Source organism: Acidicapsa ligni, from assembly GCF_025685655.1.
GTDB lineage: Bacteria > Acidobacteriota > Terriglobia > Terriglobales > Acidobacteriaceae > Acidicapsa > Acidicapsa ligni.
Window position 1 is genome coordinate 1,183,405 of the sequence record NZ_JAGSYG010000001.1, and the last position, 23,207, is coordinate 1,206,611.

General features: G+C 52.7%; 16 protein-coding genes. 5 read left to right on the plus strand and 11 right to left on the minus strand.

Annotation, left to right across the window (positions count from 1 at the left end):
- Positions 1 to 452: 452 nt before the first annotated feature.
- The 6 genes from OHL19_RS04720 to OHL19_RS04745 all read right to left on the minus strand — a co-directional run bounded on the left by OHL19_RS04720 (position 453) and on the right by OHL19_RS04745 (position 7,616).
- Positions 453 to 836 carry a DUF302 domain-containing protein gene (locus OHL19_RS04720; RefSeq protein WP_263356438.1) on the minus strand — a complete coding sequence of 128 codons (384 nt, stop codon included), beginning with the start codon at positions 834 to 836 and terminating at the stop codon, positions 453 to 455.
- Between the two features lie 212 nt (positions 837 to 1,048).
- On the minus strand, positions 1,049 to 2,284 hold the full coding sequence (locus tag OHL19_RS04725) for a DUF5009 domain-containing protein (protein ID WP_263356439.1): 1,236 nt from the start codon (positions 2,282 to 2,284) through the stop codon (positions 1,049 to 1,051).
- A gap of 2 nt (positions 2,285 to 2,286) precedes the next feature.
- On the minus strand, positions 2,287 to 3,501 hold the full coding sequence (locus OHL19_RS04730) for a glycoside hydrolase family 18 protein (RefSeq protein ID WP_263356440.1): 1,215 nt from the start codon (positions 3,499 to 3,501) through the stop codon (positions 2,287 to 2,289).
- A 62-nt stretch (positions 3,502 to 3,563) separates the two neighbouring features.
- Positions 3,564 to 5,972: a non-lysosomal glucosylceramidase gene (locus OHL19_RS04735; RefSeq protein WP_263356441.1), complete on the minus strand. Its 2,409-nt coding sequence runs from the start codon at positions 5,970 to 5,972 to the stop codon at positions 3,564 to 3,566.
- Between the two features lie 58 nt (positions 5,973 to 6,030).
- On the minus strand, positions 6,031 to 6,810 hold the full coding sequence (locus OHL19_RS04740; protein ID WP_263356442.1) for a ThuA domain-containing protein: 780 nt from the start codon (positions 6,808 to 6,810) through the stop codon (positions 6,031 to 6,033).
- Positions 6,807 to 7,616, minus strand: a complete 810-nt coding sequence (locus OHL19_RS04745) for a ThuA domain-containing protein (protein ID WP_263356444.1) — start codon at positions 7,614 to 7,616, stop codon at positions 6,807 to 6,809. The genes OHL19_RS04740 and OHL19_RS04745 overlap by 4 nt, the downstream gene beginning before the upstream one ends.
- A 263-nt stretch (positions 7,617 to 7,879) precedes the next feature.
- Between OHL19_RS04745 and OHL19_RS04750 the strand changes: the two genes are divergently transcribed.
- Positions 7,880 to 9,004, plus strand: coding sequence for a YncE family protein (locus OHL19_RS04750; RefSeq protein WP_263356445.1), 1,125 nt, complete (start codon positions 7,880 to 7,882; stop codon positions 9,002 to 9,004).
- 66 nt (positions 9,005 to 9,070) lie between these two features.
- On the opposite strand, the gene OHL19_RS04755 is transcribed toward OHL19_RS04750, so the two are convergent.
- Complete coding sequence (locus tag OHL19_RS04755) at positions 9,071 to 10,903, minus strand: glycoside hydrolase family 9 protein (RefSeq protein WP_263356446.1); 1,833 nt, start codon at positions 10,901 to 10,903, stop codon at positions 9,071 to 9,073.
- 118 nt (positions 10,904 to 11,021) lie between these two features.
- Positions 11,022 to 14,489, minus strand: coding sequence for a TonB-dependent receptor (locus tag OHL19_RS04760; RefSeq protein ID WP_263356448.1), 3,468 nt, complete (start codon positions 14,487 to 14,489; stop codon positions 11,022 to 11,024).
- Positions 14,490 to 15,066: 577 nt separating this feature from the next.
- Between OHL19_RS04760 and OHL19_RS04765 the strand changes: the two genes are divergently transcribed.
- Complete coding sequence (locus OHL19_RS04765; protein ID WP_263356449.1) at positions 15,067 to 15,852, plus strand: DeoR/GlpR family DNA-binding transcription regulator; 786 nt, start codon at positions 15,067 to 15,069, stop codon at positions 15,850 to 15,852.
- Here the strand turns inward: OHL19_RS04765 and OHL19_RS04770 are convergent.
- The 3 genes from OHL19_RS04770 to OHL19_RS04780 all read right to left on the minus strand — a co-directional run bounded on the left by OHL19_RS04770 (position 15,849) and on the right by OHL19_RS04780 (position 19,453).
- Positions 15,849 to 16,853, minus strand: a complete 1,005-nt coding sequence (locus OHL19_RS04770; RefSeq protein ID WP_263356450.1) for an ROK family protein — start codon at positions 16,851 to 16,853, stop codon at positions 15,849 to 15,851. The genes OHL19_RS04765 and OHL19_RS04770 overlap by 4 nt on opposite strands.
- 66 nt (positions 16,854 to 16,919) lie before the next feature.
- Positions 16,920 to 18,296, minus strand: coding sequence for a sugar porter family MFS transporter (locus OHL19_RS04775; RefSeq protein WP_263356451.1), 1,377 nt, complete (start codon positions 18,294 to 18,296; stop codon positions 16,920 to 16,922).
- Positions 18,297 to 18,349: 53 nt separating this feature from the next.
- The gene (locus tag OHL19_RS04780; protein WP_263356453.1) at positions 18,350 to 19,453 is read right to left on the minus strand and encodes an SIS domain-containing protein; all 1,104 of its coding nucleotides are present in this window, start codon (positions 19,451 to 19,453) and stop codon (positions 18,350 to 18,352) included.
- 288 nt (positions 19,454 to 19,741) lie between these two features.
- Here OHL19_RS04780 and OHL19_RS04785 point away from each other — a divergent pair, with 288 nt between their 5' ends.
- The 3 genes from OHL19_RS04785 (at position 19,742) to OHL19_RS04795 (ending at position 23,137) form a co-directional block, all read left to right on the plus strand.
- A complete protein-coding gene (locus OHL19_RS04785) occupies positions 19,742 to 20,917 on the plus strand; it encodes an ROK family transcriptional regulator (RefSeq protein WP_263356454.1) in 1,176 nt (391 codons plus the stop codon).
- 114 nt (positions 20,918 to 21,031) lie between these two features.
- Positions 21,032 to 21,898: a ThuA domain-containing protein gene (locus OHL19_RS04790; RefSeq protein WP_263356456.1), complete on the plus strand. Its 867-nt coding sequence runs from the start codon at positions 21,032 to 21,034 to the stop codon at positions 21,896 to 21,898.
- Positions 21,899 to 21,931: 33 nt separating this feature from the next.
- Entirely contained in the window at positions 21,932 to 23,137 is a 1,206-nt protein-coding gene (locus OHL19_RS04795) for a redoxin family protein (RefSeq protein ID WP_263356457.1), read from the plus strand.
- Positions 23,138 to 23,207: the final 70 nt, after the last annotated feature.

The following is a 23,207-nucleotide window of genomic DNA, read 5'->3' on the forward strand; positions in this document are numbered from 1 at the left end:
CTCTAATTGGGAGACTGTAATTTGATACTATTTGCAGTCAGACTTTGGGCAGACTACGTCGAGTGGCAAGAGTGGCCACCCATCCCGAAGATCCTCAGTATCATAATTGTAATGGTCTATTGTTTCGCTGAAAATATCTGTTCACGCCGATGACGGTTCGTATCGAGATTACATCTTAAATAAACGATGATCGTTATTCCTCTATCTATGCTGAATAGCGGCTCTTCTGCTCTTCCATCTGCTTGAGTGCCTGAAGGCTTCCAAGCCCTCTTCGTGAATCGGGACGCTTTCTCGTGCGCGTTTGGAGTTATATCCTGGGGAGGTTGGAGAAGCGGTGTTTATATTCGAGGCTCTTTTAGTTGCCAGTAATTTCCCTACTGCCAGGTAGATCTACAAAGAGAAATTAGTCACGACGTGAATCCTGTAAGAAGCTAGAGTGTGCAGCCTATTCCTTATTCCGAGGCCTTCTCGGCTAATATCGCAACCACTGCGATATTTTTCAATAGTTGATCGGGAATTCCGTGACGCTGCATGAGCCAGTCAGGGGCATTCCATGAGAGAAGAGTTTCCTTATTTTCTCCCTCTGCAACGAGAATACGGAGGGGCAAATCGAGTGCAGCACTCGGCGATGCAAGCATCAATGGTGTTCCAGCTTTGGCGTTTCCGAAGATTAATAGTTTTGTTGGAGGCATCTCGATCCCGGCTTTCAGCGCTTCGCCTGAATGATCTATTAGACAAAAGAGCTTGATGCCCTTTTCCTCTAGCAGGCTTTGCAGGCGTACAACAGTTTCGTCGACTGAATGACGGCTTACGAGCATCTGGATACCTTCACGCATGCTGAGACTCCTTGAAATTAAAAGCAATACATACAAATCAACTTCAGTTTAAGCCTTGTCGTTGCTTTGCCTGGATTTTTGTCTCATGGGACGATCTACACTTTTGCGAGCAAGGGGATGCGTTCTACGAGAAGGCTTGCTCTGCAGAGAATGGCTCCCACCTTAAATGAAGTGGGAGCCATTCTTGTGAAATGAGTTTGCCTGAGTGGTATTTAGAGCTGCAGGCGGATCTTTGCCTTGGTGAGTACGGTTGAGATGCATAACATCAGTGCTGTAAGGATCAGGGTTTTAATTACCCCGGGTAATCCGTAGTCCCAGCCCTGGAAGATGACCAGGCCGCCCAGAGTTACATCGAAAAGATCCGGCAGCAGATAGGTCAGCAGTGTGTTTGAGCCTGCAGATTTGACTGGTAGCGCCCAACGGGTATGCTTGTGGACATCGCAGATCCAATAGAGCAACAGGAAGCACAGTGTTGCTGCACCGGCTGAGTAAAGGCCCCATGTTGGGGTGGCGCGAATCTTGGAGATGCCAAGTGGTGTCAGCAGAAATCCGCTGAGAAACAACAGGGCAGCGAATCCCAATGCTACGGTTGCTTTTTGCTTGAATGTTTTTGCGAACGAATCCGTGAGGAAGATTTGCGAAGTTACAATTCCTGCGAAGACGAGCAGGCAGAAGCAGCCTGAGTTCCAGGGCCAGTAGTAGAAGGGCAGTTCTTCTGTGAAGCTCGTCCAATGCGCCATGGTGGTTGCATTGAGTGCGGTCATGATGACGAGCCACGCGAACGGAGCCCAGCGCCATTTGCGTGTGGGAATGTAGAGGATGGCGGCGGCAAAGTAAGTCCAACCAATGAGGCCGAGTATCTCCCAGTATCCAAAATCAAGCCACGCTGTATTGCCGCTGCGAGTGGTACGTCGGAAGAGCACAAACATGGCGACCATCAGGATGAGGCCGACGACCTTCATTGCTTTGAAGAGCGACTGATACGAACTTGCCCGCGGGTAGACATTCCAGAAAAGGATGGCTCCGAGGAGTGTAAGCGTGAGCCAGAGATTGCCGCTGACGTGGGTAAGTGTGGCGTTTACTCTGTCGAAGTTGGCGAGGGCCATCCCGAGAACTATGAGCGCAAAGGAGCGCGCCAGGATGTGCATCCATAACTGGAATTGCGTGTCGCCTTTGGAAATGCGATGACGGATCGCCAGTGGGAACGAAAGTCCTACGATGAAGAGGAAGAACGGAAAGACCATGTCGACATATGTCATGCCGTTGACGTTGCCGGGTAGATGATATGTCCACCAGGGAAGGCCTTTGACCTCGGAAAGAAAGTTGACGAAGATCATGACCATGATCGTGAGGCCACGGAAGATATCAACGGAGGCGATGCGCGCGCCGGTTCCGGTCGATGCGCGATCCGTATCTGGAAAGGGTACGGTGGTGGTGGGAGTCGCCATGGTTAGTTTGTCCCCTTTGTTGATGTGCTGTTTTGCAGCCCTGCGTTGATGGCATTGAGAAGAGCATGGTCTGCGGTGTCTCCAGCGTAGTCCCAGAACATGATGCCCGACAGGTCGTGACTTAAAACGTACTTGCATTTCAATGCAAGGGATTCGGGGTCTTCATAGGAGACCCATGTGCGTGTACTGGCGTTATAAAGATAGGGTGCGGAGGAAGCGCTATCCCAATAGCGGGTGTAGCCATTCTTGAGCAGAGTGCCGACGACGTCGTGATAGTTGGACCAGATGTTGGTCTTCTTGCCGGGCTGATAGAGTCCGTGATTGGTGTCACCTACATCGGACCAGGTGTGTCCGTAAAAGGGAACTCCGAGAACGATCTTGGATGCCGGAACACCTGCTTGCTCATAGAGCTTGACAGAATCATCTGCAGAGATGTGTTTGGGATCAGCGGGGTTTGTGAAGAGCGGCGCGTGATGGCCTGTCGTCGTGTCAGAATCAGGCTCGTAATAGTCGTAGGCCATGAGATTGACGGAGTCGAGGTAGAGCTGGACCTTTGCCATCTCGGTATTGTCGAGAAACTCTTGTGAGCTTCCAGCGGCAATCGATGTAATGAGATGACGATGCAGAAGCTTCTCTTCCTTATCGAAGCGCTCGCGGAGTTCTTTGAGTAACAGCGTGAAGTTTTGTTTATCTACGGGGCGATGAACATTGCCATTGCCGACGAGAGATGGGTATTCCCAGTCGATGTCCAGGCCGTCAAGATTGTTATCGCGAATGAACTGGACTGCGCTGTCAATGAACAGCTTGCGGCTTGCTGGTGTGAGCACCATGTCAGAGAACGGACTGGACCATGTCCATCCGCCGACGGAGATTACGACTTCAAGACTGGGATTCTTCTTCTTGAGGTTGTTGAGAGCCTGAAAGTTTTCGCGATCATGCGCGAAGCCTTCGATGATCTTGCCGTTCGCGATGTTTGCGAACGCATAGTTGACGCGTGTAAGCGATGTTCCGACGACTTCATCGGGGCCGAGCAACTGATCTTTAGCGAAGACATAGGCTATGATCACTTTTTTGGCGGGCGTTGCGGCGAGAGCAAAAGGGGCTGCGAGGGTGCATAGAACGAGTGATTGGATAACTATGCGGACAGCCCTGCGAAGAAACAGGCGAATAGGCAGGCGAGCAAGCGGGTGAGCTACGGTGCGAACGGCATTCTTCATAAAAGATGCTCCAATACTTACGGCCCATTTTACGCGCCTATTCAAATGTGAGGGACGAGAATTTATCTTGTTCTTGGTGGTGTCATTTCGAGCGCCCAAATTGCAGTCGGACGCATGTACATGCCGGCGCGGAAGTTGCCGGTAACATCCCATGCCTCGGGTGTTCGGAACCAGTAGCCTTTGCTCTCGTAGATGACATGATAGAGGCCATGCGTGGTCTTGTAAGCTTCGTCTTTCATGCCTTCGCTCATGAGCAGGCCAGCGTAACCGAGCGTCGTTCCGGCCCAGACTTCCTTGCCTTGTTCGTTGTCGAAGATAGAACCGTCGGCGTTCATGCCGTTGGCTGCACCCATATCTCCATCGCCGAATTTGCGTACGTTGTAGTCATAAATCTTCTTGAGTGTGGAGACCTGCATCTCATGCGGAACGATGTCGCCAAGACCTGTGAGATTTGCATACCATTGGCCTGCTAGTTGGTCTGCCTGGATGGCGTTTGTGGCACCGCTGCTGGTGTCGTAGCGGAAGTATTCACCGTTCCAGAGCAACGAGATATAGGTCTTCTGCCCTTTGAGAAAGAGTGCGTGGTACTCGGTAGCCGTCCTGGTGTCGCCGAGTATCCGTGCGGTCTCTTCACCTGCACGCAGGGCCGCGAGCCAGAGTCCGCCGGAGTAGGCGCTGACGCCTTTCACAACCCATGAGTCATAGGTCTGATCAGGATAGCCGCTATTTTCGGGTACTCCACCACCGTGATCGAACTGACGAAGATACTCGATGGCATCTTTCACTGCGGGCCATGTTTCGCGTAGGAAAGCCGCGTCGGTTTTGCCTGTAAGCACGTAGTCGCGATAGACCATGAGAACGAATTTGGAGTTGAGGTCTTTCCAGTCATTCGTGTCTTGCCAGCCAGGTTCGTTTACGGCAACAAAGGGGTCGGCCTCAGGCACTCCGAGATCATGCGGGACGGCACCGATCTTCTTGCGCTTATGACTGACCGGCGTGCCTGTCTCTGCTGTCTTGGCAACCCACAGCCCTTGCTCGGGCCACTCTTTAGGAACAGTGTCGGCGAATTCGCGGAGCACTTGCTTGTCTATCTTTGGCCAGAATTTCAGCAATGGAAGCGATGCGTAGAAGCGTACATCAAGCGTGGCGTAATATGCGTAATCGAAGCACTCCAGCAATGCGAACGAGGGCTCGGTCTTGGGATTGGAGCCCTGCTGCCTTCCCCAGAAAGTACCGCCATCGGTGAGTGCGTACAGTTCGTTGAAGAGCATGCCTCGATACCAGAGTGGCTTGCTCTCGTCGTTGATATACGGCGCTTGCCATTTGTCGATGGATTCGCTCCACGCGGTTGCATTGAGCAAACCATCGCGCGCGATCTTCCATGCGCTCTGACCAGATGTGCCGTAGAAGTCTGTGTAGCGGCGATCCCACTTGCGCCCTTCGCCAAACTCGACAACAGGGAAGTCCCAGGCAATGACCATGGGAATAATTTTGTGTTCGCCGGGTTGCAGCGTGAACCGGAGAGTAATTGCACCCGCCAGCTTTTCTTTATCGCTGACCCACGACTTCTGATCGTTGGCGAGGCGGCCGTCTTTTGCAAAGGGAGCCCAAACTGCTTTGCCATCTCCGGCTGCCAGAAATGTCGTTTGATAACTGACTTCAACTCCCGGAGAATCGAGTGCGGCAATTGCGAACTGACCATCCCATTCATTGGGCGATGAGCCTTCGTGATTTCTGCCGAAGACGATGCCTTTCATGGTGCCGGCAGCACCGGCAGGCTCGCTCTTGAATTCGTTGTGGTTGCCCTGATTGGGAGTACCTTTGAAATCGCGGGTATAGGTGCGAAACCATCCTGCCATGTTCGTCCAGGAAAGAAGGACAGAGACAGTTACCGGCTTGTTGGTGGGGTTGTCAGCGTGCCAGCGGTACACGGCTACGGGATAACTCGACTCGCGATAATTGTCGGGAGTTATCGGAGAGAATTGTTCGAGTACAACATGCGCGGGGAACTTATCCCACTTATAGTCGTACCAGGATTTTGGATAAAGCGCGTTGTAGTCGCCAGCGCCAACCGGGTAGTTCCATTGCCAGCTTGATAGTTCTCCATTGTGGGGATGATCGGTCATCAGAACGCGTGCAGTGCCTTGCGGTTCGCCTTCCGATTGCTGAAACATAGCGAACTGATTGGCGTTGACGGGCTCATATTTATGCACACCAGCCTTGATATGCCAGCGGGCGAAATCTCCTCGATAGGTGCGCGAGAATGTGCCTGCGCCGAAGCCTCCAACTGGTACTCCCTGCCAGTAGCCATCATCAATGTCACCTGGGACGCGCGTCACTCCGGGGTTCTCTAAAGGCAGGCCAAGTGGGCGTTTCCACGCTGCTTTTGGAATCTCATTTTGAGCGAAGCTGATGGAGGCTGTTACGAAAGAAAAAGCACAGGCAATAAGAGCAACAGTGAATCGCTTCAAAAGACCTCCCCGAATGAGAGCGGCCGCTGAGAAAAGAGCGGCCGCTTGGTGCAAAACTCTATGGCTTGTTCGACGAACCAAGCCATAGGATGGAGTTTTCAATGAGCTTGTTTTGAATTGGGCTGGTCATGATTTTGCTGCCGTGTCCCATGTTCATGTAAATCATCTTGTACTTCGTATTCGTCCACACGACGGGCAGATCGCCACTGAGGAGAACATCCTTAAATCCGATGGGATAGTTCTCTGGATCGAGCGTTAGAAGCACCTTCACGTTGGGACTGAGGCGAGGGCTGGGCTTCCAGATGTACCATTCGTTCGCCGGGGAAGTGAAGGTTTTCGGAAGGCCTTTTGCGATTGGATGATTTGGGTCATCGACGATTAGCTTTGCTGGTAGCGGTGGCCAGCTATTGGTGTAGAAGACGGCTCCGCCAAGGAAGTCAACGAACCACGGCCACTTGGTGCTTTCGTCGTTGTATCCAGCAGCGTGGAAGCCGAGCCATGCGCCGCCATTGGCCATGTATTTTTCAAAGCTGTCGCGTTGCGCCTGAGTATGCGGCGAGTCATCGAGCCACAGCACGAGCTGATACTGCTTCAGCGTAGTGTCGTTGAGATCGTCCCAGTTGGTCGAGGGAGTCAGTTCAAAGTGATCGCGTGGGGCGATGGACTTTAAAAAAGCCAACCCGTCATTCGCGAAGTCAACATGATCGGCTTCGACGTTGGTGGAGTAAAGAGCCAGTACGTGAAATGCATCATGATTTGCTGGCGCAGCATACGAATGAAAACTGAAGGCCAGCGCCAGGGTTGTGCAGAGGGCAGCAGTAAGAATGGAACGCTTCATTGGCCGGCCGCCCAAAGAATGGAGTTGTGAAATAGCGCGGTGTACGCCGGGTTTTGAAAGTGCTCCGGCCGATGGCCCATAAAGATGTAGATATTGCGAGCCTTCTTGTGTTCGTTGGTCCAGACCACTGGGTGATCGCCCATCTTGATCTTGCTGTCAGGCGTGTAGGTGTTTTCGTCTACGCTGGCAAGCACATGCACATTCGGCCGGGGATCTTTGTCGTAGGTGTAGAACTCTTCGTCCTTGATCTCGAAGGAAGAGGGAAGCCCTTTCATCGCGGGATGAGCCTTGTCTTCGACGTTGACCTTGCCGGAAACAAAGGTCGCGATGTAGTCCTTGAATCGAATGCCGCCCATAAAGTCAGAGAACCACGGCCATATCTTGGTGCCGTCAAACTCTCCGAGAAGAGTTGCGTGATGGAAGCCGATCCAGCCGCCGCGGCCTTCATCGATGTATTTCTGAAAGGCAGCAACGGCAGTGGGCGTCCACATGTATGGTGGGTAGTTCAATTGAATGAAGAGCTGATATTGCGAGAGAAATGCATCGTCGATCTTATCGGTGTTCTCAATGTAATCAATCGTGAAGTTGTCTTTGATCGCTTCCTGTGCAAGCCATATCTTTGCCGCATCGACAAAAGGTTTATGTATGCCGCCTGCTTCAGCGATTGCAATTACTTTGAATTTAGGCTGCTGAGACTGAGCCTGAAGACCGCGTGAACCGGCCAGGACAAGCATGAGCAGGAGAATGGCGATGTAGACGCGACGGAAAGCGCTGGATGATTTGAACAATGACGACAGTGGGAACACGGATACGTTACTCCCTTACCTCTGGTGTGCAACTGCGGAAAAGTCAGACATCGCGGAACAGGACAGAGGTCTGTTTCGCTGAGCGTGAGACTTGATAGGGTAGCGCTTTTGCTAGTTTGCAAGATCAGGAGCCGTGATGGCTACTGTTATCGTCTGCACTTTTGCAAGCTGGCAATGCGGCGAAAACATACTTGCGAACGATTACAAAGTATCTTAGGATGAATTGATTCGTCAAGAGAAATATGTGTCTGTGAGGTTTCACGATGACGCTACGCCTTCGCCGGAATTCAAGGTCCGCTAGTCTCTCCCGCTTTGCTTCTTTCTCTCTCATCATGATGTTTGGAATAGCCGCAGTTTGCACTGCGCGTGCTGAGGTAAGTGAAGCGCGTGGAGAATTGATCAGTCCAAACTCCATCGTTGCCAATTCTGTCACGGGCAAGATTTATGCAGTCGATTCGAAGAATGGTGTGGTGACTGTGATTACCGCTGCCAGTGATTCGGTGGCGACAATCAAAGTCGGAGATGCGCCTGTTTCGATTGCGATCAACGGGGCCACGAACACTGTCTACGTAGCGAATGAAGGCAGCGGCACTGTCACTGTGATTGATGGCGCGACGGACTCGCCGAAGGCGACCATCCAAGTGGGAGCGCGACCTTACTCGATTGCGACGAACGCCGGCACGAACAAAATCTACGTATCGAACACGTTCAGCAACCAGATCACAATCATTGATGGCGCAACCAACGCCACAAGCAAGATCAAGGCTGGTTCGGCTGATGTCATCGCTGCGGATGCCAAGGCAAATAAGATTTATCTGCTTGGATACGAGGGCACGAATCTTACGGTGCTGGATGGTGCGACCAATGCGATGTCGAAGATTCAAACGGGCGGTCACGTCTGGAGCCTTGCGATCGACGAGGGAGCGGGCAAACTCTATGTGACGCATGTAGGGAATGACAGTCTGCAGGTGATAGATATTGCAACTGGCGGCAGCACTTCGATCAAGACGGGAGCGTTTCCATGCGCTGTCGCGCTGAATCCGGCAACTGGCAAAATTTATGTTGTAGACAACGGAAGCGATAACGTGACGGTAATTGACTCCAGGAAAAACACAGTAATTGCCACGCTGAAAGTTGGAGTGAGGCCACAGGCGCTTGCTATCGATGCAAAGGCAGACAAAATCTATGTAGGCAATACGCATGGAAGCACCGTTACGGTGATCGATGGTAAAAGCAACTCCGTTGTAGAAACATTAGCCGGAGGGCTGCATCCGTATGCGTTAGCAGTCGATGCCGGTACAGGTAAAGTTTATGCAAAAGACTTCGGTGATCCGAATGCAACGGAGACTTCCGCGAGACTCGGCCTCGATTTAAAGCCTGCGAAGTAATTTACGAATCAGGAATTAGAAAAAGAGCTGTGCCTGAGCGATTCAATGCGAGGCACAGCTCTTTACTTATTTGGAGTGAGGGAGGCTGACCGCGTATAGATACCATGCTGCATGTGGCAACCATTCTTCCGCCCAGCGCCAGTCTTCATCTTTACCGGTGACCGCAAAACCTTCGTTCCAAGCGATGCCATCTTCATCGTCGAGTGCTGAGGTTATTCCATTCACGATTGCGCCGGGGGCGTTAGTGTACTTGTAAGACTTGAAGAACATATAAGCGGCCTGCCCGTGTCCCGCGCCACCCATCATGCTTGCGTCAAATGGATTACGACCGAGTATCCAGTGCAATTGGTTCCACGCATATGACTCAAGTTGCGTCTGGAATCCAGGGTCTTCGGTGTAATACGGAACGGCCAATCGTGCTGCCGAGGCCAACGAAGCAAGACGCGCGTTCTCTCCCTGCCACCACGGTGCGGCTTCCGTATCGTGTGGGAAGAAGAAGGCCGTACGCACCTGACCGTTGCCCATCTTCACGAGTTGCCTCGCGTAGTCGAAGGGATTGTTGATTTCGGCAGTTACTGCCAGCTCAGATGCAAGGGAACGCTTTACTGTTTGTAGAGCTCTGGTGCGCTCCTCCGGGCTGGCGATCTCTGCATACTGCAGAAGACTCACAACCGGCAGGCCTGCATCAGAGGGATGAAAGAACGGACGTGTGGCGTCATCTGCGCGCCAATAGTCGCTATGCCCCTGGGCAGTGATCAGACGTAGCATGAGGCTGTTGGCGCGGCTGGTTGCGGCGCTGCGATATTGCTCATCGTGCGTTGCACGGTACAACTCTGTTGCTGCCATGAGCGCGCAGTAATCGTCGAGGATATTTTCTTTGCCGTCGTTGAGTAGTTCACGATTATGTGACTGCAGGAAGGCGAAGGCTGTTTCAGCAGTCTTGAGATAAGTGCCGCGGGGAAAGTCTCCATCGACGGGCATCGTACTTGCCAATGCGAGTGAGGCAATGGCCATACCGCCGCCGGCGCGGAAGCTGGCTTCATACGAATGTGGTCCATCGGAGGTCCCGATGCGTTCGGTTGAATCAGTGGCGCTTTTCTTGATTTGCGTGCGCCAGTTTGGATTGCCGATGGCACGATCTTTGGCGAGCTTCTCGCGGCCAGGTCCGGTGATGCTTTCGTAGAAGGATCCTTCTGGGCGTTTAAGACGTACGAGATAGTCGGCGCCAAAAAGCCCTTCATCCAACATGCGGCGCTCATACTCGGTGAAGTTGTCGTCCCTGCGAGCGATCAAGGCCTGATAACTTTTGAGCATCGTCCACGCTACGAGCGGAACCTGCTGCGGATTGAAATAGGATGTTGGATTTTGGTGCGAGAGATGAATTCCGTAATCGCCTGTGGCGTCATACCAACCGCCATGTGCGTCAACAAAGCCGTGGCCATCGGGTGATGGCAGATGACTATCGGCGCGATCGATATCACCGCTGGAGCGCTGCCCTTTGAAATAAAAAACTACGTTGGAGAGAGTGTTGCGTTCAAGCACATCGTCATCGATATCGAAAGAACAGGACGCCACTTCACCGCTATCGGTCCTGGTGCTGATTGCGTAGTGACCCGGCTTTTGCCATGAAGAGAAGTCTGCGCTCCAGTAGGCATGATTGCCCCAGTTCTTTACTGAGTCAGCGCTTGTGAGATCGCCCTTCAGAACTGGCTTATCGGTATCAGTATCGATAAGGATGAACTGCTTTGGTTGCTCATGGCCAGTGGTCTGGATCAGCGCGATTTTGGGGGCATGCGTCTCGTAGCCTACCTGGTCGACCAGGACTTTGACCTGCGCGACGCAGGCGCTGGGCAGAAGGGCTACGCATGTTGCGGTCAGGAGTAGTTCAGGAATGCGCACGATGATTTTCCTCAAAGAATTGTTCCGAATTAGAGAGTCTGTATTAAGCCTGCAAATAAAAACTCGCCGCAACCAATGGTACCGGTTGCGGCGAGTGGGTGAACAACAAGTCAAGTAATTAGAACTGATACTTGAGTGAGAGTGAGAGTGAGCGATTGCCGTTGACAGTGCCGGTGATCTGACCGAAGTTGCTGTCGGTCATACCGCTGTCTGGCGCAGCATAGTCGGCGATGTTGAAGAGGTTGAATGCATCGACGCGGAAGGCAATTTTGTTTTCACGCCATACGCCAAATGTCTTGGCGAGGGACATGTCGATGTTCTGGAAGCTGGGAGCACGAAGTGAACCGGGCCGCATTTTTCCAAAACCAAAATTAGACTGTTCCTGGTAGACGCAAGGTAGACCTTGGCCATTAACGGTTTGATCGGGACCGCAGGAAGCTGAGAGCACGACCGGTGTTGACACACCGTTTACAAGTTCATTCTTAGTTACGGGTTGGACCTCGGTACCGTAATAAGCGCTGATGGACCGGTGGACGGGGTGGAGTGGGTTAAGTTGGTTAGGTCGAGCAGCGCCAGTATATGCGTTCACCGTGCTCGAATAATGAGCAGGGGAAGAGACTGTTACTGGGAAGCCAGAATAGTAGACGTCGGCACCGCTGAGCTTCCAGCCTCCGAGCAGGGAGTTGGTGTAATAGTTCCAGTGTGAACCGAACATCTTGCCCTGGCCAAATGGCAACTCGTAAACGCCAGTGACCGAGATATTATGACGGGTATCCGAACCTGCAGGACCCCATTCATTGGTCATGTCATAAGCGTTCTGCTGATAGTACTGGCCGCTTCCGATGTTACTGACGCCGTAGAAACCGATGTCATCCGTTAACGACTTGGAGTATGTGTAGTTGGCAGTCAACTCCAGACCAGCTTTATAGCGCTGGCGGAAAATCGCCTGCAGGCCGTTGTAGTTGCTCGCGGATTCTGTACCGGTGATCTTGATCACGCCGCCCTCGCCCACGATGTTGTCGTAGGGCCCAGGGACGCCAATTGCGGGATCTTGATTACCCCAGTAGGGATCAGTGAGATGGTGGCCAAGAATGCCCACATAGCCGACCTGGAGGGATGAAGTCGAGGTGATTTCATACTCTGTCGTCAAGCTGAATTCCTGGGTCATGGCCGCTTTGAAGTTCTTTGGCCACACATAGAAGGTGGTGGTCGGAACTTGAGCCGTTGGGAAGCCATTCGAAGCCTGGAAAAATACTCCGGGCGAATAGCTTATGACGTTTCCTTTTTTGTCTGCCGTTCCAACCGGGTTTGTGGCGATCTGTTCAAAGTCGGTGTGGAAAGGTGGGTTCTGTGTCAGACGAAGGTTGGCGCCGGTACCTTCGATGTAGCTGGAGATACCATAACCACCGCGGATTACAGTTTTAGGGGTGGGCTGGTACGCAAATCCAACGCGAGGCTGGAATTGCGTGTAAGTCGGATCATATAGAGCGCGGCTGTTGCCATCGACGCCGGCATAGATGATCTGCTTGGTCTGCATGTTGATGTTGGCTTCTTTGTTGTTGACTTCATAGATCGGCTGGTCAAACTCCCAACGGAGACCGATGTTGATAGTCAGGTTGCTCATCGCCTTGAAGTCGTCCTGTGCGAAGATGCCGTCGCGCCATTGACGCTGGCCGGTTCTTCCAGTAACGGCGCCAATCTGCACGTCCTGTACGCGGTCAACCAGGAAGTCAGCAAACGGATAGGGCGTGCTGCTCGCATCGAAGGGGCTCGAAGTAAATTGACCGTTGTAGTTGAAGGCTCCCAATTCGCCATCGTTGCCAGGATAGAAGCTGTTCTGCTGATAGCGAAGGAATTCACCACCGAACTTCAGGAGATGGCGTCCCTTCTGCCAGGTGAGGTAGTCAGAGTATCCGAAGATGTTGTCGATGAAAATTTCGGGCGATGGGTTGGTACCGAAGCCATCGGGGTGGCCCGCGCCGCCGGTGCCATTCATGTTCTGCGAACTAAAGCCAGCAGTCTGTTGCGGGTTGCCGGGAATTCCAACGAGCTGATTGCCGGTGAGTCCGAAGATGCCGCTGGGATCAGTCGAAACGCCGTTATTAAAGCGGATGCGACCGTAGTTGGCAGTAAACAGATTCACGATGCTGGGAGAGAAGGTGTGTCTCCAGTTGGTATCGAAGAAGTGGTCAGGGTAATTATTGGCAATTGGGAATTGTACCGGGAGCGGATCGGTAGTTTGACCGTCCTGAGCATAGCCCTGAGAGTATCGAAAGGCGAAGCTATCGCTGTCCTTGAGCTTCCAATCGATCTTTACATCCCCCTGATCATTTCTGCTGAATGAACCTGTCGGGCCGACGAAGTTACCTTGGATGCCGAGTGGGTCATTGGCGTTAGGAGCATGGTTCGGTAGCGGGTAGGCCTTGGTATTGCTGAACAGATATTTCGCTACCGGGTTAGTGATCGGGATCTGGTTGTTGACATATGGAATAGGCTTGCCATCTGGACCAAGGTGCTGGGTATCGTAAAGCTGATATCCGAGCGAAGAGAGGTCACCGGTGCGGAAAGCTGCCGGAGCTACATCAGCGGTGGTTACACCAGCTCCGTGATAGCGAAGAGCCAGGTAATCGATGAAGAAGAACAGTTTGTCCTTGAAGATAGGACCGCCGAATGTGCCGCCAAACTGCGTATTGGTGTATGGGTTCTTAGGCAGTGGAACGATGTTGTTGTCGTTGCCCCAGCTGTTCGCATCGAGATTGTAATTATGCAGGAATGCGAAGACGCTGCCGTGGAACTTGTTGGTACCGCTCTTCATAACTGCAAGAATCGTGCCGCCGTTGACATTGCCGAATTCGGCGTTGGCGTTCGATGAAATAACGCGGATCTGTTCCAGGGCATCTGGGCTTGGGTTGTAGCCCAGTGTGTTGTTGATGTTCTCGTTAATTTCCTGGCCGTCGAGTAGATAGTTGTTTGATTCCTGACGGTTGCCATTCACGGAAACTTCGTTGCCTTGGTCAACGGCGCGTTCATTGGAGTCGCCTCCACCGAAAGAGCTAAAGCCCGGCGCGACAGCGCCCGGTGTATACACGGTCAACTGAGTAAAGTCACGACCATTGAGCGGAATGCTGTTGATTGTGTTTTCGGTGAAAGTTTCGCCGAGTGTCGGGCTCTCTGTATTGAGGATCGGCTGCATCTGCTCATCGACTGTTACTGTGGTCGCGGCCGAGCCTACGGTCAAGGGAATATCAATCTTGGCTGTCTGATCAATTTCCAGAGAGAATGGGCCGTAATCTGCTTTGTTGAAGCCGGGTGCTTCTACAGATACTTTGTACTGGCCGATCTGCAAGAAGCGGATGCTGTAAATGCCAGAGCCGTTTGTTGTCGTGGAGGTAGTTACACCTGTCGCTACATTCACAGCGTTGACTTTTGCTCCAACTACTACGGATCCTTTGGCGTCTGTGACCACACCGGTGAGAGAGCCTGTGATGGTCTGTGCTTGAGCGTGAACAAGACATAGCATCATCAGAACTGACAGAATCAGTCCACCGATGCCAGGACTTCGTAAGGGATTCTTCCAATTGCGCATGTGGCTCCTTGGGATAAGTGAAGTTATGCAGTTTTGAAACGCTGAAAACCCTGGCCGCTTTTTGATTAGGACTAATCATTAGCTGCAAGTGGTTGATCATTTGACGGCTAAATGAGCAGATTCCAGTAAGCGAACAATAGCGCGTTCGCATTCTTCACACAAGAAAAAAATGAAAATTTATTTAGACGTTGATGAATTACTTGTTCCAAAAAGAATCTCAAATGCGGAAGTGCCAGAAAAATCGTCGTTTAGAGATTTCAAAAAGCTGACAGAAAATTGAGATGAATGCTCGACAATCGACTGTCTTAGGCCCTGCAGTGGGGTAGTTATTCGCTCGAATGAAGGCGTCTTCAACGTTAGCGATAACTCTTTTTGAGGGCTTGGGCGATAGGTAACGTACTTGAAATAGTAATAATGGAAAACATCTTAGTTATCGATAAAGCTATTGTGTGCGGGAATGCATATCTGATCATTCGGAGGGCAAGAGATCAATTCTCTGATTATTTTGTAGCATTCAGCACTGAATGTCATGTAGAAATGCATATCAATCTTTGACTCTCCGGGTAGATGCTCGATCATGCCAACCCAACTGAACGACCGTGTAGAGAAGATCATGAAGTTCCTTCTGCGAACGGGGACTGCTTCTATTGAAGAGATTCTCGCGGAAGTGGGTTCCTCGGCACCCAGCATTCGCCGCGATCTGGTGTTTCTAGAAAATCGCGGACTTATCCGGCGCACTCATGGCGGGGCCACGCTGCTTGAGCCCTTGCTGTATGAGCCTTTTCGTTATGATCGATTCTTTCAGGCGCGAGAGCAGCGGTTTGCCAATGAGAAACGCCGCATTGGGCTCGCAGCGGCGGAGATGATCGAGGAGCATGAAACTATCGGGCTTACGGCGGGCACTACTGCGACATCTGTCGGCCGCAGTCTTCGTCATCGCAATCATATTCAGGTCGTGACGAACGCTATCAACATTGGGATGGAGTTATGCAATCAACCCGGCATTCGCACTTATCTAACTGGAGGGACGATTTCTTGGGAATGGTCTTTCTCGTTAGCCGGGAATGCAGCGCTCAACTTTTTGAATGATGTGTACATGGACAAGGTTTTCTTAAGTGTGATCGGGCTAGACGTCGAGAGAGGGGCTACAACACTTGAGACAGATGAGGCGCTCGTCTTTCGCAAGATGCTTAAGCAGTCCAAGCAGGTTATCGTAGTCGCGGACTCAAGCAAGTTAGGCGAAGTTAGTCCCGCGTTCATCTGCCCCATCTCGGAAGTACATACGTTGATCACAGATACAGGCGCAACGGACGAGACTGTGGCTGCCTTTACGAACCGAGGGGTAAAGGTCGTTCGGGTCTAGCGTAGCGTCTTTGCTTCGTGCTCCTGCGCTGTGTCGAGCGCGAGGCGAATGGCTCCCATCAATTGCGCGTCTGCTCCAAGAGTACTCAACAATAACTGCGGCTGCACTCTGGTGCCCCACTTATGCAGAATCTCTTGCGTGGCATCCCGCAGAGCTGGATGAATACCAACGCCACCGCCGAGAACAAAGAGGGGGCAGTTCAGCACCAAGGAGATGTTGTAGATGGTGTTGGCGAGTAGACGTGCGGTTTGATTCAAAATTGTCTGGGCAAGAGCATCCCCCTGTAAAGCATGATCAAAGATCTGCGTAGCGGTGAGTTCCTGCGGTAGAGCGGTGCTGTCCGCGCGCCAAAGGCTGCGCCATTGATCCTTGATGCCTTCGCCCCCGATGATGGTTTCGAGCGCGCCTGGCTGGCCCAGATCTGCAGGCCTCTCCGGGGTACCGGGAACGAGCATGTAGCCGATCTCACCGGCCGTCCAACTCATGCCGCGAAATGGACGGCCATTCAGCATAATGCCTGCACCAACGCCAGTGCCGATAGCAAGGAAGACAAAGTCGCGGGTGCTTGCCCCGGCGCCAGCCCAGCTTTCACCAATCGCCGCGAGGTTGACGTCGTTATCTACCGCTGCGGGAATACCAAGCGCATCTTCAAGCAAGGCGCGGAAGGGAACATCGCGCCAGCCCATCAGGTATGAGGTCGCGATAACGATGCCATCGTCAACATTCGTGATGCCGGGTGCTCCTGCGCTGATGGCTCGCAGAGAATTACGGGACGCACCGACTTGTTGCAGTAGATGATCAACTCCGTCACAGATCAGTTCGACTACTCGTGATGCCTCGCGAATGCCTACGGTTCCTGTGGACCACCTGGCAACGATTGTGCCGGACATGTCTGTGAGTGCAAGACGCAGGTTGGTCCCGCCTATATCTACGCCTACGACGTAGCTGTTCTGATTCGTGTGGTCTATCTGTGTCAAAGAAACGTCATGCAATTGCGTCATTCTAAAAATGCCTCGTGCGGTTCGGGCGCGATCTTTACATCTTCGCGGTGCGAATTGATAGCCGGGTTATTCCGTAATCGTATTGGGTCTGACGCTGATGCTCTCAAGCTCGCGCCCTGCGGTTTCGGGGACAATGAAGCGCACGAAGATTAGCGTGAGAATGCAGAAGACGCCGTAGATGGCAAATGTCATCGCATTTCCTGCCGTCTTGATCAACGATAAGAATGTGAGTGACACGAGGAAGTTCGATGCCCCCGAGCCAAGTGTGGCAGCCGCTACTCCGCGACCGCGTACACGCAGCGGAAAGACCTCTGACGCGAGAATCCACGCAATGGGGCCCATGCTGAATGCGAAGCAGGTGATGTAGACCATGAGGCATGCTGTTGCGACAATGCCAAGCGATGAACCAAGCGCTGTCTCATTGTGAAAGGAATATGCGAGCACAAAGAGCGAGGCTGTCATGCCTCCAACGCCGACATAGAGAAGTGGCTTGCGCCCAACTCGATCGACAAGCACCAGGGCAATGATCGTTGCCAGCACATTCACTGCAGCAACAAGGAAGGTGGCAAAGATGGCACTCTCGTTTGACTTGATGCCTGCAAGCGAAAAGATCTGCGGGCCGTAGTAAATGATCGTATTAATGCCGGTTACTTGCTGCAGGACAGTAAACCCAACCGCGATCAGCAGTGACTTGCGAACCGCTGGGCTCCAGAGTGCGCGCCAGCGTGTTTCCACTTTCGCTAGCAATGCGGTGCGAATGTCATCGAGCAATAACGCCGCGCCGATTTCATCGGTATAGCTACGCAGAACAGCTTGTGCATCGGCAACTCTGCCCTGTGCATACAGCCAGCGAGGGCTCTCCGGTAGCGTGAGTATCAGTACGAGAAACAGCGCTGCAGGCACGGCGCCAATTCCAAACATCCATCTCCATGCGTGTGCTCCCGCGAGCCAATAACCGACGAGGTCAGCGAGTGCAATACCAATCGTGAGCGCGAACTGATACAGGCCGATGAGCTTTCCCCGCGATTGTGGCGGGGCAAGCTCAGAGACGTACACAGGAGCTGTGACGGATGTGAATCCGATGGCTACTCCAAGCAGTGCGCGGGCAACTATGAGGGTGGCTACATTGGGCGCAAGCGGCGCAAGGATGGAACCGATGATAAAGATCGCACCGCCCCATACAAGCGTGGAGCGCCTGCCGATGCGATCGGCAACCGTGCCTCCGACGACAGCACCGGTCATTGCGCCAACGAGCACGATGCTTACGACCCACTCTTCCATGCGAGTCGAGAGTGCAAAAGAATCGCGAACAAAGATCAGCGCGGCAGCAATGATCCCCATATCAAAGCCGTAGAGAATTCCTCCAAGGCCAGCAATGAAAGAGACTCGCCAGAGAAAGCTGCTGTTCACCTGTGTTTGTGGAATGACGATGGAATCCGACAAGGTCTTCCTCTTTCGCGGGGCAAAGTTAGATGCTTGAATGATTGCTTCTTTACTTACTGTTCCATCACTCCATATTGAAAACGAGGCGGCAATCTGCAACCCATTCGCTCGACCATTGCCAGCGTGAGGGCCTGCGGTACGAGCAACGAAGTTATGCCCTCCCAGGGCTCAGGTACGGCGTCTATATGGACAGGGAAGAGTTGCGCGGTGCGATCATGCTGCTTGTTTGAAACAAGCACGACTTTTCCGCCGCGACGATTGCACTCCTGCGCGAGTTTGACGCCTAGCTCGGCAGCTCGCCCCAATGCAAAGATGATTGCCACATGTGTTCCATCCACATCGAGATTGGGGCCATGTTTGAATCCCGCGCCGGTGTGCGGGGCAGCACGAAATCCACTCATTTCGCGGATGCATAGCGCACTCATGATCGCTCCGCCGTAGGCCGCACCTCGCCCGATAATCTCGATATTCGCTGCGCCCCGGCAGAACTCATCCAACTCTCCGCGCATTGCAAAGATTGGGTCGAGGTTGCGGGCAAATATTTCGGCAACACTCTCGGCATCTTCCGCCCACGGAAGGCCAGCTATTTCAGAGGCGAGAATAATGGCTGCTGCAGTGGAGTTTGTGTATGTCTTGGTTGCGTTGCCGTACTCCGGGCCTGCGAGGATGGGGATCTTGTTTTCCGCAAGCTTCCAGCATGTACTGGCAGGATTGTTGCAGATAAGTCCACGCGGCCGGTCGCCGCCTTTTTTGAATAGCTCGACTAACTCAGCGCTCTCGCCGGATGTCGTAATCAAGATGGAAAGCGCGGCTTCATTCCATATCGGCTGGGCGTAATGTAGCCACTCGCCGGCATCGACAGAAAACGATTGTCTACCATGGGATTGCAGCAAAATAGAGCCGCTGATCGACGAGCAATAAGACGCGCCCATGCCGATGAAAAGTATCGGCCCAGCCGTATTGGCAAGCGTGCTGAATTTCTTCAATTCAGCACGAATCTCTGTATCTTCCTTGTAATTGCGAACCAGGTCGCGCAACCTTGCTGGCTGTTCGCGACATTCGATCTCGAGTATCTGGGTTCCGTTGGCTGCGAGTAGTTCTTTTGAGGGCTCTATGCCTGAGATCCAACGTGGTGCCGCTTTCGTTACTTCTTCCATCACTGATTCCTGGTCCTGCTGCGTTTCGTTTTTGGTTAGGATGTCTTACGATTTCGTAAAAACGAGTTTGGCGCAAAATGCTGCGACGATGTATGCGCCGGATACGTATACTTCGTAATGATTCTTTAGTATCCTTCCTTGGTAGCCCGAAAGCAAGGACAACTTCGCAAATATGAGACTTAAGGGTAATTGCGAATGCGACAAGTAACAGATTCACTTGCTTTAACTGTTAGGCTGGTTTCCCGAGGCAATTTGAGACAACGATCCATTCCAATTGGAAGACCCTCCGTGCTACGGCACGCAAATGCGCAGACGATTCTTAAATTGTTGCGTCAGGCTGGTTCCTGTTCGCGGGCAGACCTGGTTCGCGCCTCGGGTCTAAGCGCGCCCACGGTCACAAACGTAGTGAAGGATCTGCTTGCTGAAGATCTGATCGAGCCACTTGGGGAAGGGGAATCCAGCGGCGGTCGCCCGCCGGATATGATCCGCTTCAAAGCGGAGCGCGGTTGCATTCTGGCCGTGGAAATTGCAGCGGACAGACTCTCTTTTCTACTCACCGACCTGGACGGAAAAGAGCTCGATTCTCATGATTTTTTGCTGGCAAAGCAAAAGACGACTCCAGAGGCAGTCTGCGGCTATATCGGGGATTCGGTGCGTGTGCTGCTGCGACAGCAGAAAAAGACGCGTGAGCAACTGCTGATGCTGGTAGTGGGCGTCCCGGCAATTACCAACGTAGCTGACGGGATTGTGCTCTCGATCAGTACTCTCGAAAATTGGCGGTCGGTACCCTTGCGGACCATGTTGAGCAAGGTCGTGGGCTGCCAAGTCATTATCGAAAACGACACCAATCTTGCCGCCCAGGGAGAGCGTTATTCAGGCGCTGCGCAGAACGAACGGGACTTTATCTTCATTCGTATCGGCACCAATGTTGGGGCGGGTATCGTGCTGGGTGGCCACATTCATCATGGTTCGCAATGGTCTGCTGGAGAGATCGCGTACCTGCGCTTACCTTCGATCCTGCGCAGGCAGCCAACGTTGCATGAGTTTGGCGAACTGGAGACTGTTCTCACCACCTCAGGGATTCTCAAAAGCTGGCACGAAGCGGCTACGAAGTCTGCAGATGGTTCTACGCCTCGGAAAGCTATCACGGTGAAGGAGATTCTGGATTTTGCGCAGGTCGGCGATGTGTGTGCTGAGAAGATTGTGCAGCAAAGAGCGGACATTGTTTCTGACGTGGTGGTCAATCTTTCGCTGGTGCTCAATCCGAGCCTGATCGTGCTAGGCGGTGAGGTGGGGAGCCATCCGACACTGATTGCATCTGTGCAGAAGCAGCTCGAGAGCAGCGAATTTGCAGTGCCCAGGGTGGCGGCCAGCGAGCTCGGCGACCGGGCGGCGCTGTGGGGCGCGATTGCCCTTGCGCTGGAGGAATTGTCGTCGGTACTGCTTCCGCTTCCAACGGCCTGATGCGCTGTCCATGCGAAATTCTTGACAGCCTATCTGCCGTGTGATTGATTAGTAAGCATATCGACTTAGTTTTGAAACATTAGAAACTGAGGCCGCAAGTTTAACGGAGGAATTTTGTCGCACTCTACGAGAGCTCTTCGAATTGGCGTACTACTGCTTTGTATTGCCGCCTCCGTTGTTTCTGTCGCTCAATCCACTGCGCAAAACGGAACTCCGGATGCGCATCCAAAGAAGCATTTGTTGGTGCTCGGAGAAGAGAAGGGCTATCGGCATGAATCGGTTTCGCATGCCATGGCGACCATCGAGCGGCTGGGACATGAGAGCGGCTTATGGGAGACTACGATTCGCACGGATACCGAAGTGCTGACCAAGAAGAAGCTGGAATACAACGCGAAGAATCTCAATGATTTTGACGCGGTCTTCTTCTTCACTGGTGGCGACCTGGAGATGGATGCAGAGCAGCGGGCTGCGCTGTTGTCTTTTGTACATGATGAGGGTAAGGGATTCGTGGGCGTACACAGCGCGGCGATTACGTTCACGCATTGGCCAGAATTCGTGGATATGGTCGGCGGAACTTTTGATGAGCATCCGTGGATGACCTTCAACGCGCCGATTGTGGTTGAGGATCCTAAGTTTCCGGGCATGCAGCAGTGGCCGCATTCCTTTGTCCTGCGCGATGAGATTTACCAGATGAAAAGTTTTTCGCGGGATAAAGTACGTGTGTTGATGCGGTTGGATGCGAGCAAGCTTGATCTTGCCAATCCGCGGGTGCATCGTACGGATAGAGATTTTGCTGTTACATGGGCCAAAATGTATGGGAAGGGCCGTGTGTATTATTCAACGCTCGGTCATCCGGAAGATAATTGGGATGATCCGAGATTGCAGCAGATGTATGTCGAGGCGATCAAGTGGTCCATGGGATTGGTTGATGCGGATGTAACTCCGCAGCCTGCGCCTGCTTCGAGCGGCCTGACAAAGTAATTGAGTTTGTAACGTCTACGTGGGAGTTATTGTATGAGCGAAACTTTTGTTGTGAGCCGAATGGGTGCGATGTATACGCCCAAACTTCATAAGCATGGACTTCATAAGCCAGGATTTGTTGTTGCGATTCTGATGTTGCTGATGTCGCCCTCTCTGTTTGCGCAACAGCATCCTATTCTTGCGTTGGGAGCGCCTGCGCCGGACTTCGCATTGCCCGGCGTGGACGGCAAGACTCACAAGCTCAGCGACTACGCCAGCAGCCCAGTGCTTGCGGTTGTTTTCACCTGCAATCACTGTCCGATTGCGCAGGTGTATGAGCAGCGTATTCAGCAGCTCTATAACAATTACGGCAAGCGTGGCGTGGCTGTTGTCGCAGTCCAGGGCAACGATCCCAAGGCTCTGACGATCGATGAATTGGATTCCTCGGACACCAGCGATACGTTGGCAGAGATGAAGATTCGCGTGAAGTACAAGCATCTGACTTATCCCTATCTATATGACGGCGATACTCAGGCTGTAACGCGCGCTTACGGTCCACAGGCTACTCCGCATATCTTCATCTTCGATAAGACGCGACACCTGCGCTATCAGGGGCGGATCGACAATAACTACCGCGTGGAAATGGTGAAGACGCAGGATGCACGCAACGCCATCGATGCTTTGCTGGCGGGTAAAGCGGTTGCGGTTGATCACACCGGAACCTTCGGCTGCTCGACCAAATGGGCAGAGAAGGCGGCGATGCGGGAAGTGGCTGAAGAGAAGCTGAATGCACAGCCGATTCATCTGGATACAGTGGATGCGGCAGGGCTCAAGAAACTGCGGGCCAATGCTGGCGGCAAGGTTACTCTGATCAGTTTCTGGGCAACATGGTGCGGATCGTGCATCGCGGAATTTGCCGATATCCAGGACACATATCGCATGTATAGCGATCGCGATTTTGACCTGGTCACTATATCGGTGAACATGCCGGATGAAAAGGCTGGGGTGATGCGTATGTTGCAGAAGAAACATGCAACCAGCCACAATCTGATGTTCGCTACGGATGATACGAGCGGATTGCAGGCGGCATTCGATCCTAAATGGCAGTCGGCTGTCCCATACACGATTCTGCTCGGACCCGATGGCAAGGTGTTGTACAAGACGCTGGGATCGGTGGACTTGCTTGAGCTGCGAAGAAAGATTCTCGCGACTGTTCCTGCGGAGTATGCGGGCTTCAGTAAGTATTGGGCTGCTGAGTAACTGGTATCGATAAACAAAGCTAAACGCATGCTACGGGCGCCACGGATATTTCTCTGCGGTGCCCGTAGTG

Coding starts and splice junctions, on each gene's coding strand:
- OHL19_RS04750 (WP_263356445.1), top strand. CDS start 7,880: ATGACGCTACGCCTTCGCCGGAATTCAAGGTCCGCTAGTCTCTCCCGC.
- OHL19_RS04795 (WP_263356457.1), top strand. CDS start 21,932: ATGAGCGAAACTTTTGTTGTGAGCCGAATGGGTGCGATGTATACGCCC.
- OHL19_RS04730 (WP_263356440.1), bottom strand. CDS start 3,501: ATGAAGAATGCCGTTCGCACCGTAGCTCACCCGCTTGCTCGCCTGCCT.
- OHL19_RS04770 (WP_263356450.1), bottom strand. CDS start 16,853: ATGACGCAATTGCATGACGTTTCTTTGACACAGATAGACCACACGAAT.
- OHL19_RS04765 (WP_263356449.1), top strand. CDS start 15,067: ATGCCAACCCAACTGAACGACCGTGTAGAGAAGATCATGAAGTTCCTT.
- OHL19_RS04725 (WP_263356439.1), bottom strand. CDS start 2,284: ATGGCGACTCCCACCACCACCGTACCCTTTCCAGATACGGATCGCGCA.
- OHL19_RS04740 (WP_263356442.1), bottom strand. CDS start 6,810: ATGAAGCGTTCCATTCTTACTGCTGCCCTCTGCACAACCCTGGCGCTG.
- OHL19_RS04780 (WP_263356453.1), bottom strand. CDS start 19,453: ATGGAAGAAGTAACGAAAGCGGCACCACGTTGGATCTCAGGCATAGAG.
- OHL19_RS04720 (WP_263356438.1), bottom strand. CDS start 836: ATGCGTGAAGGTATCCAGATGCTCGTAAGCCGTCATTCAGTCGACGAA.
- OHL19_RS04760 (WP_263356448.1), bottom strand. CDS start 14,489: ATGCGCAATTGGAAGAATCCCTTACGAAGTCCTGGCATCGGTGGACTG.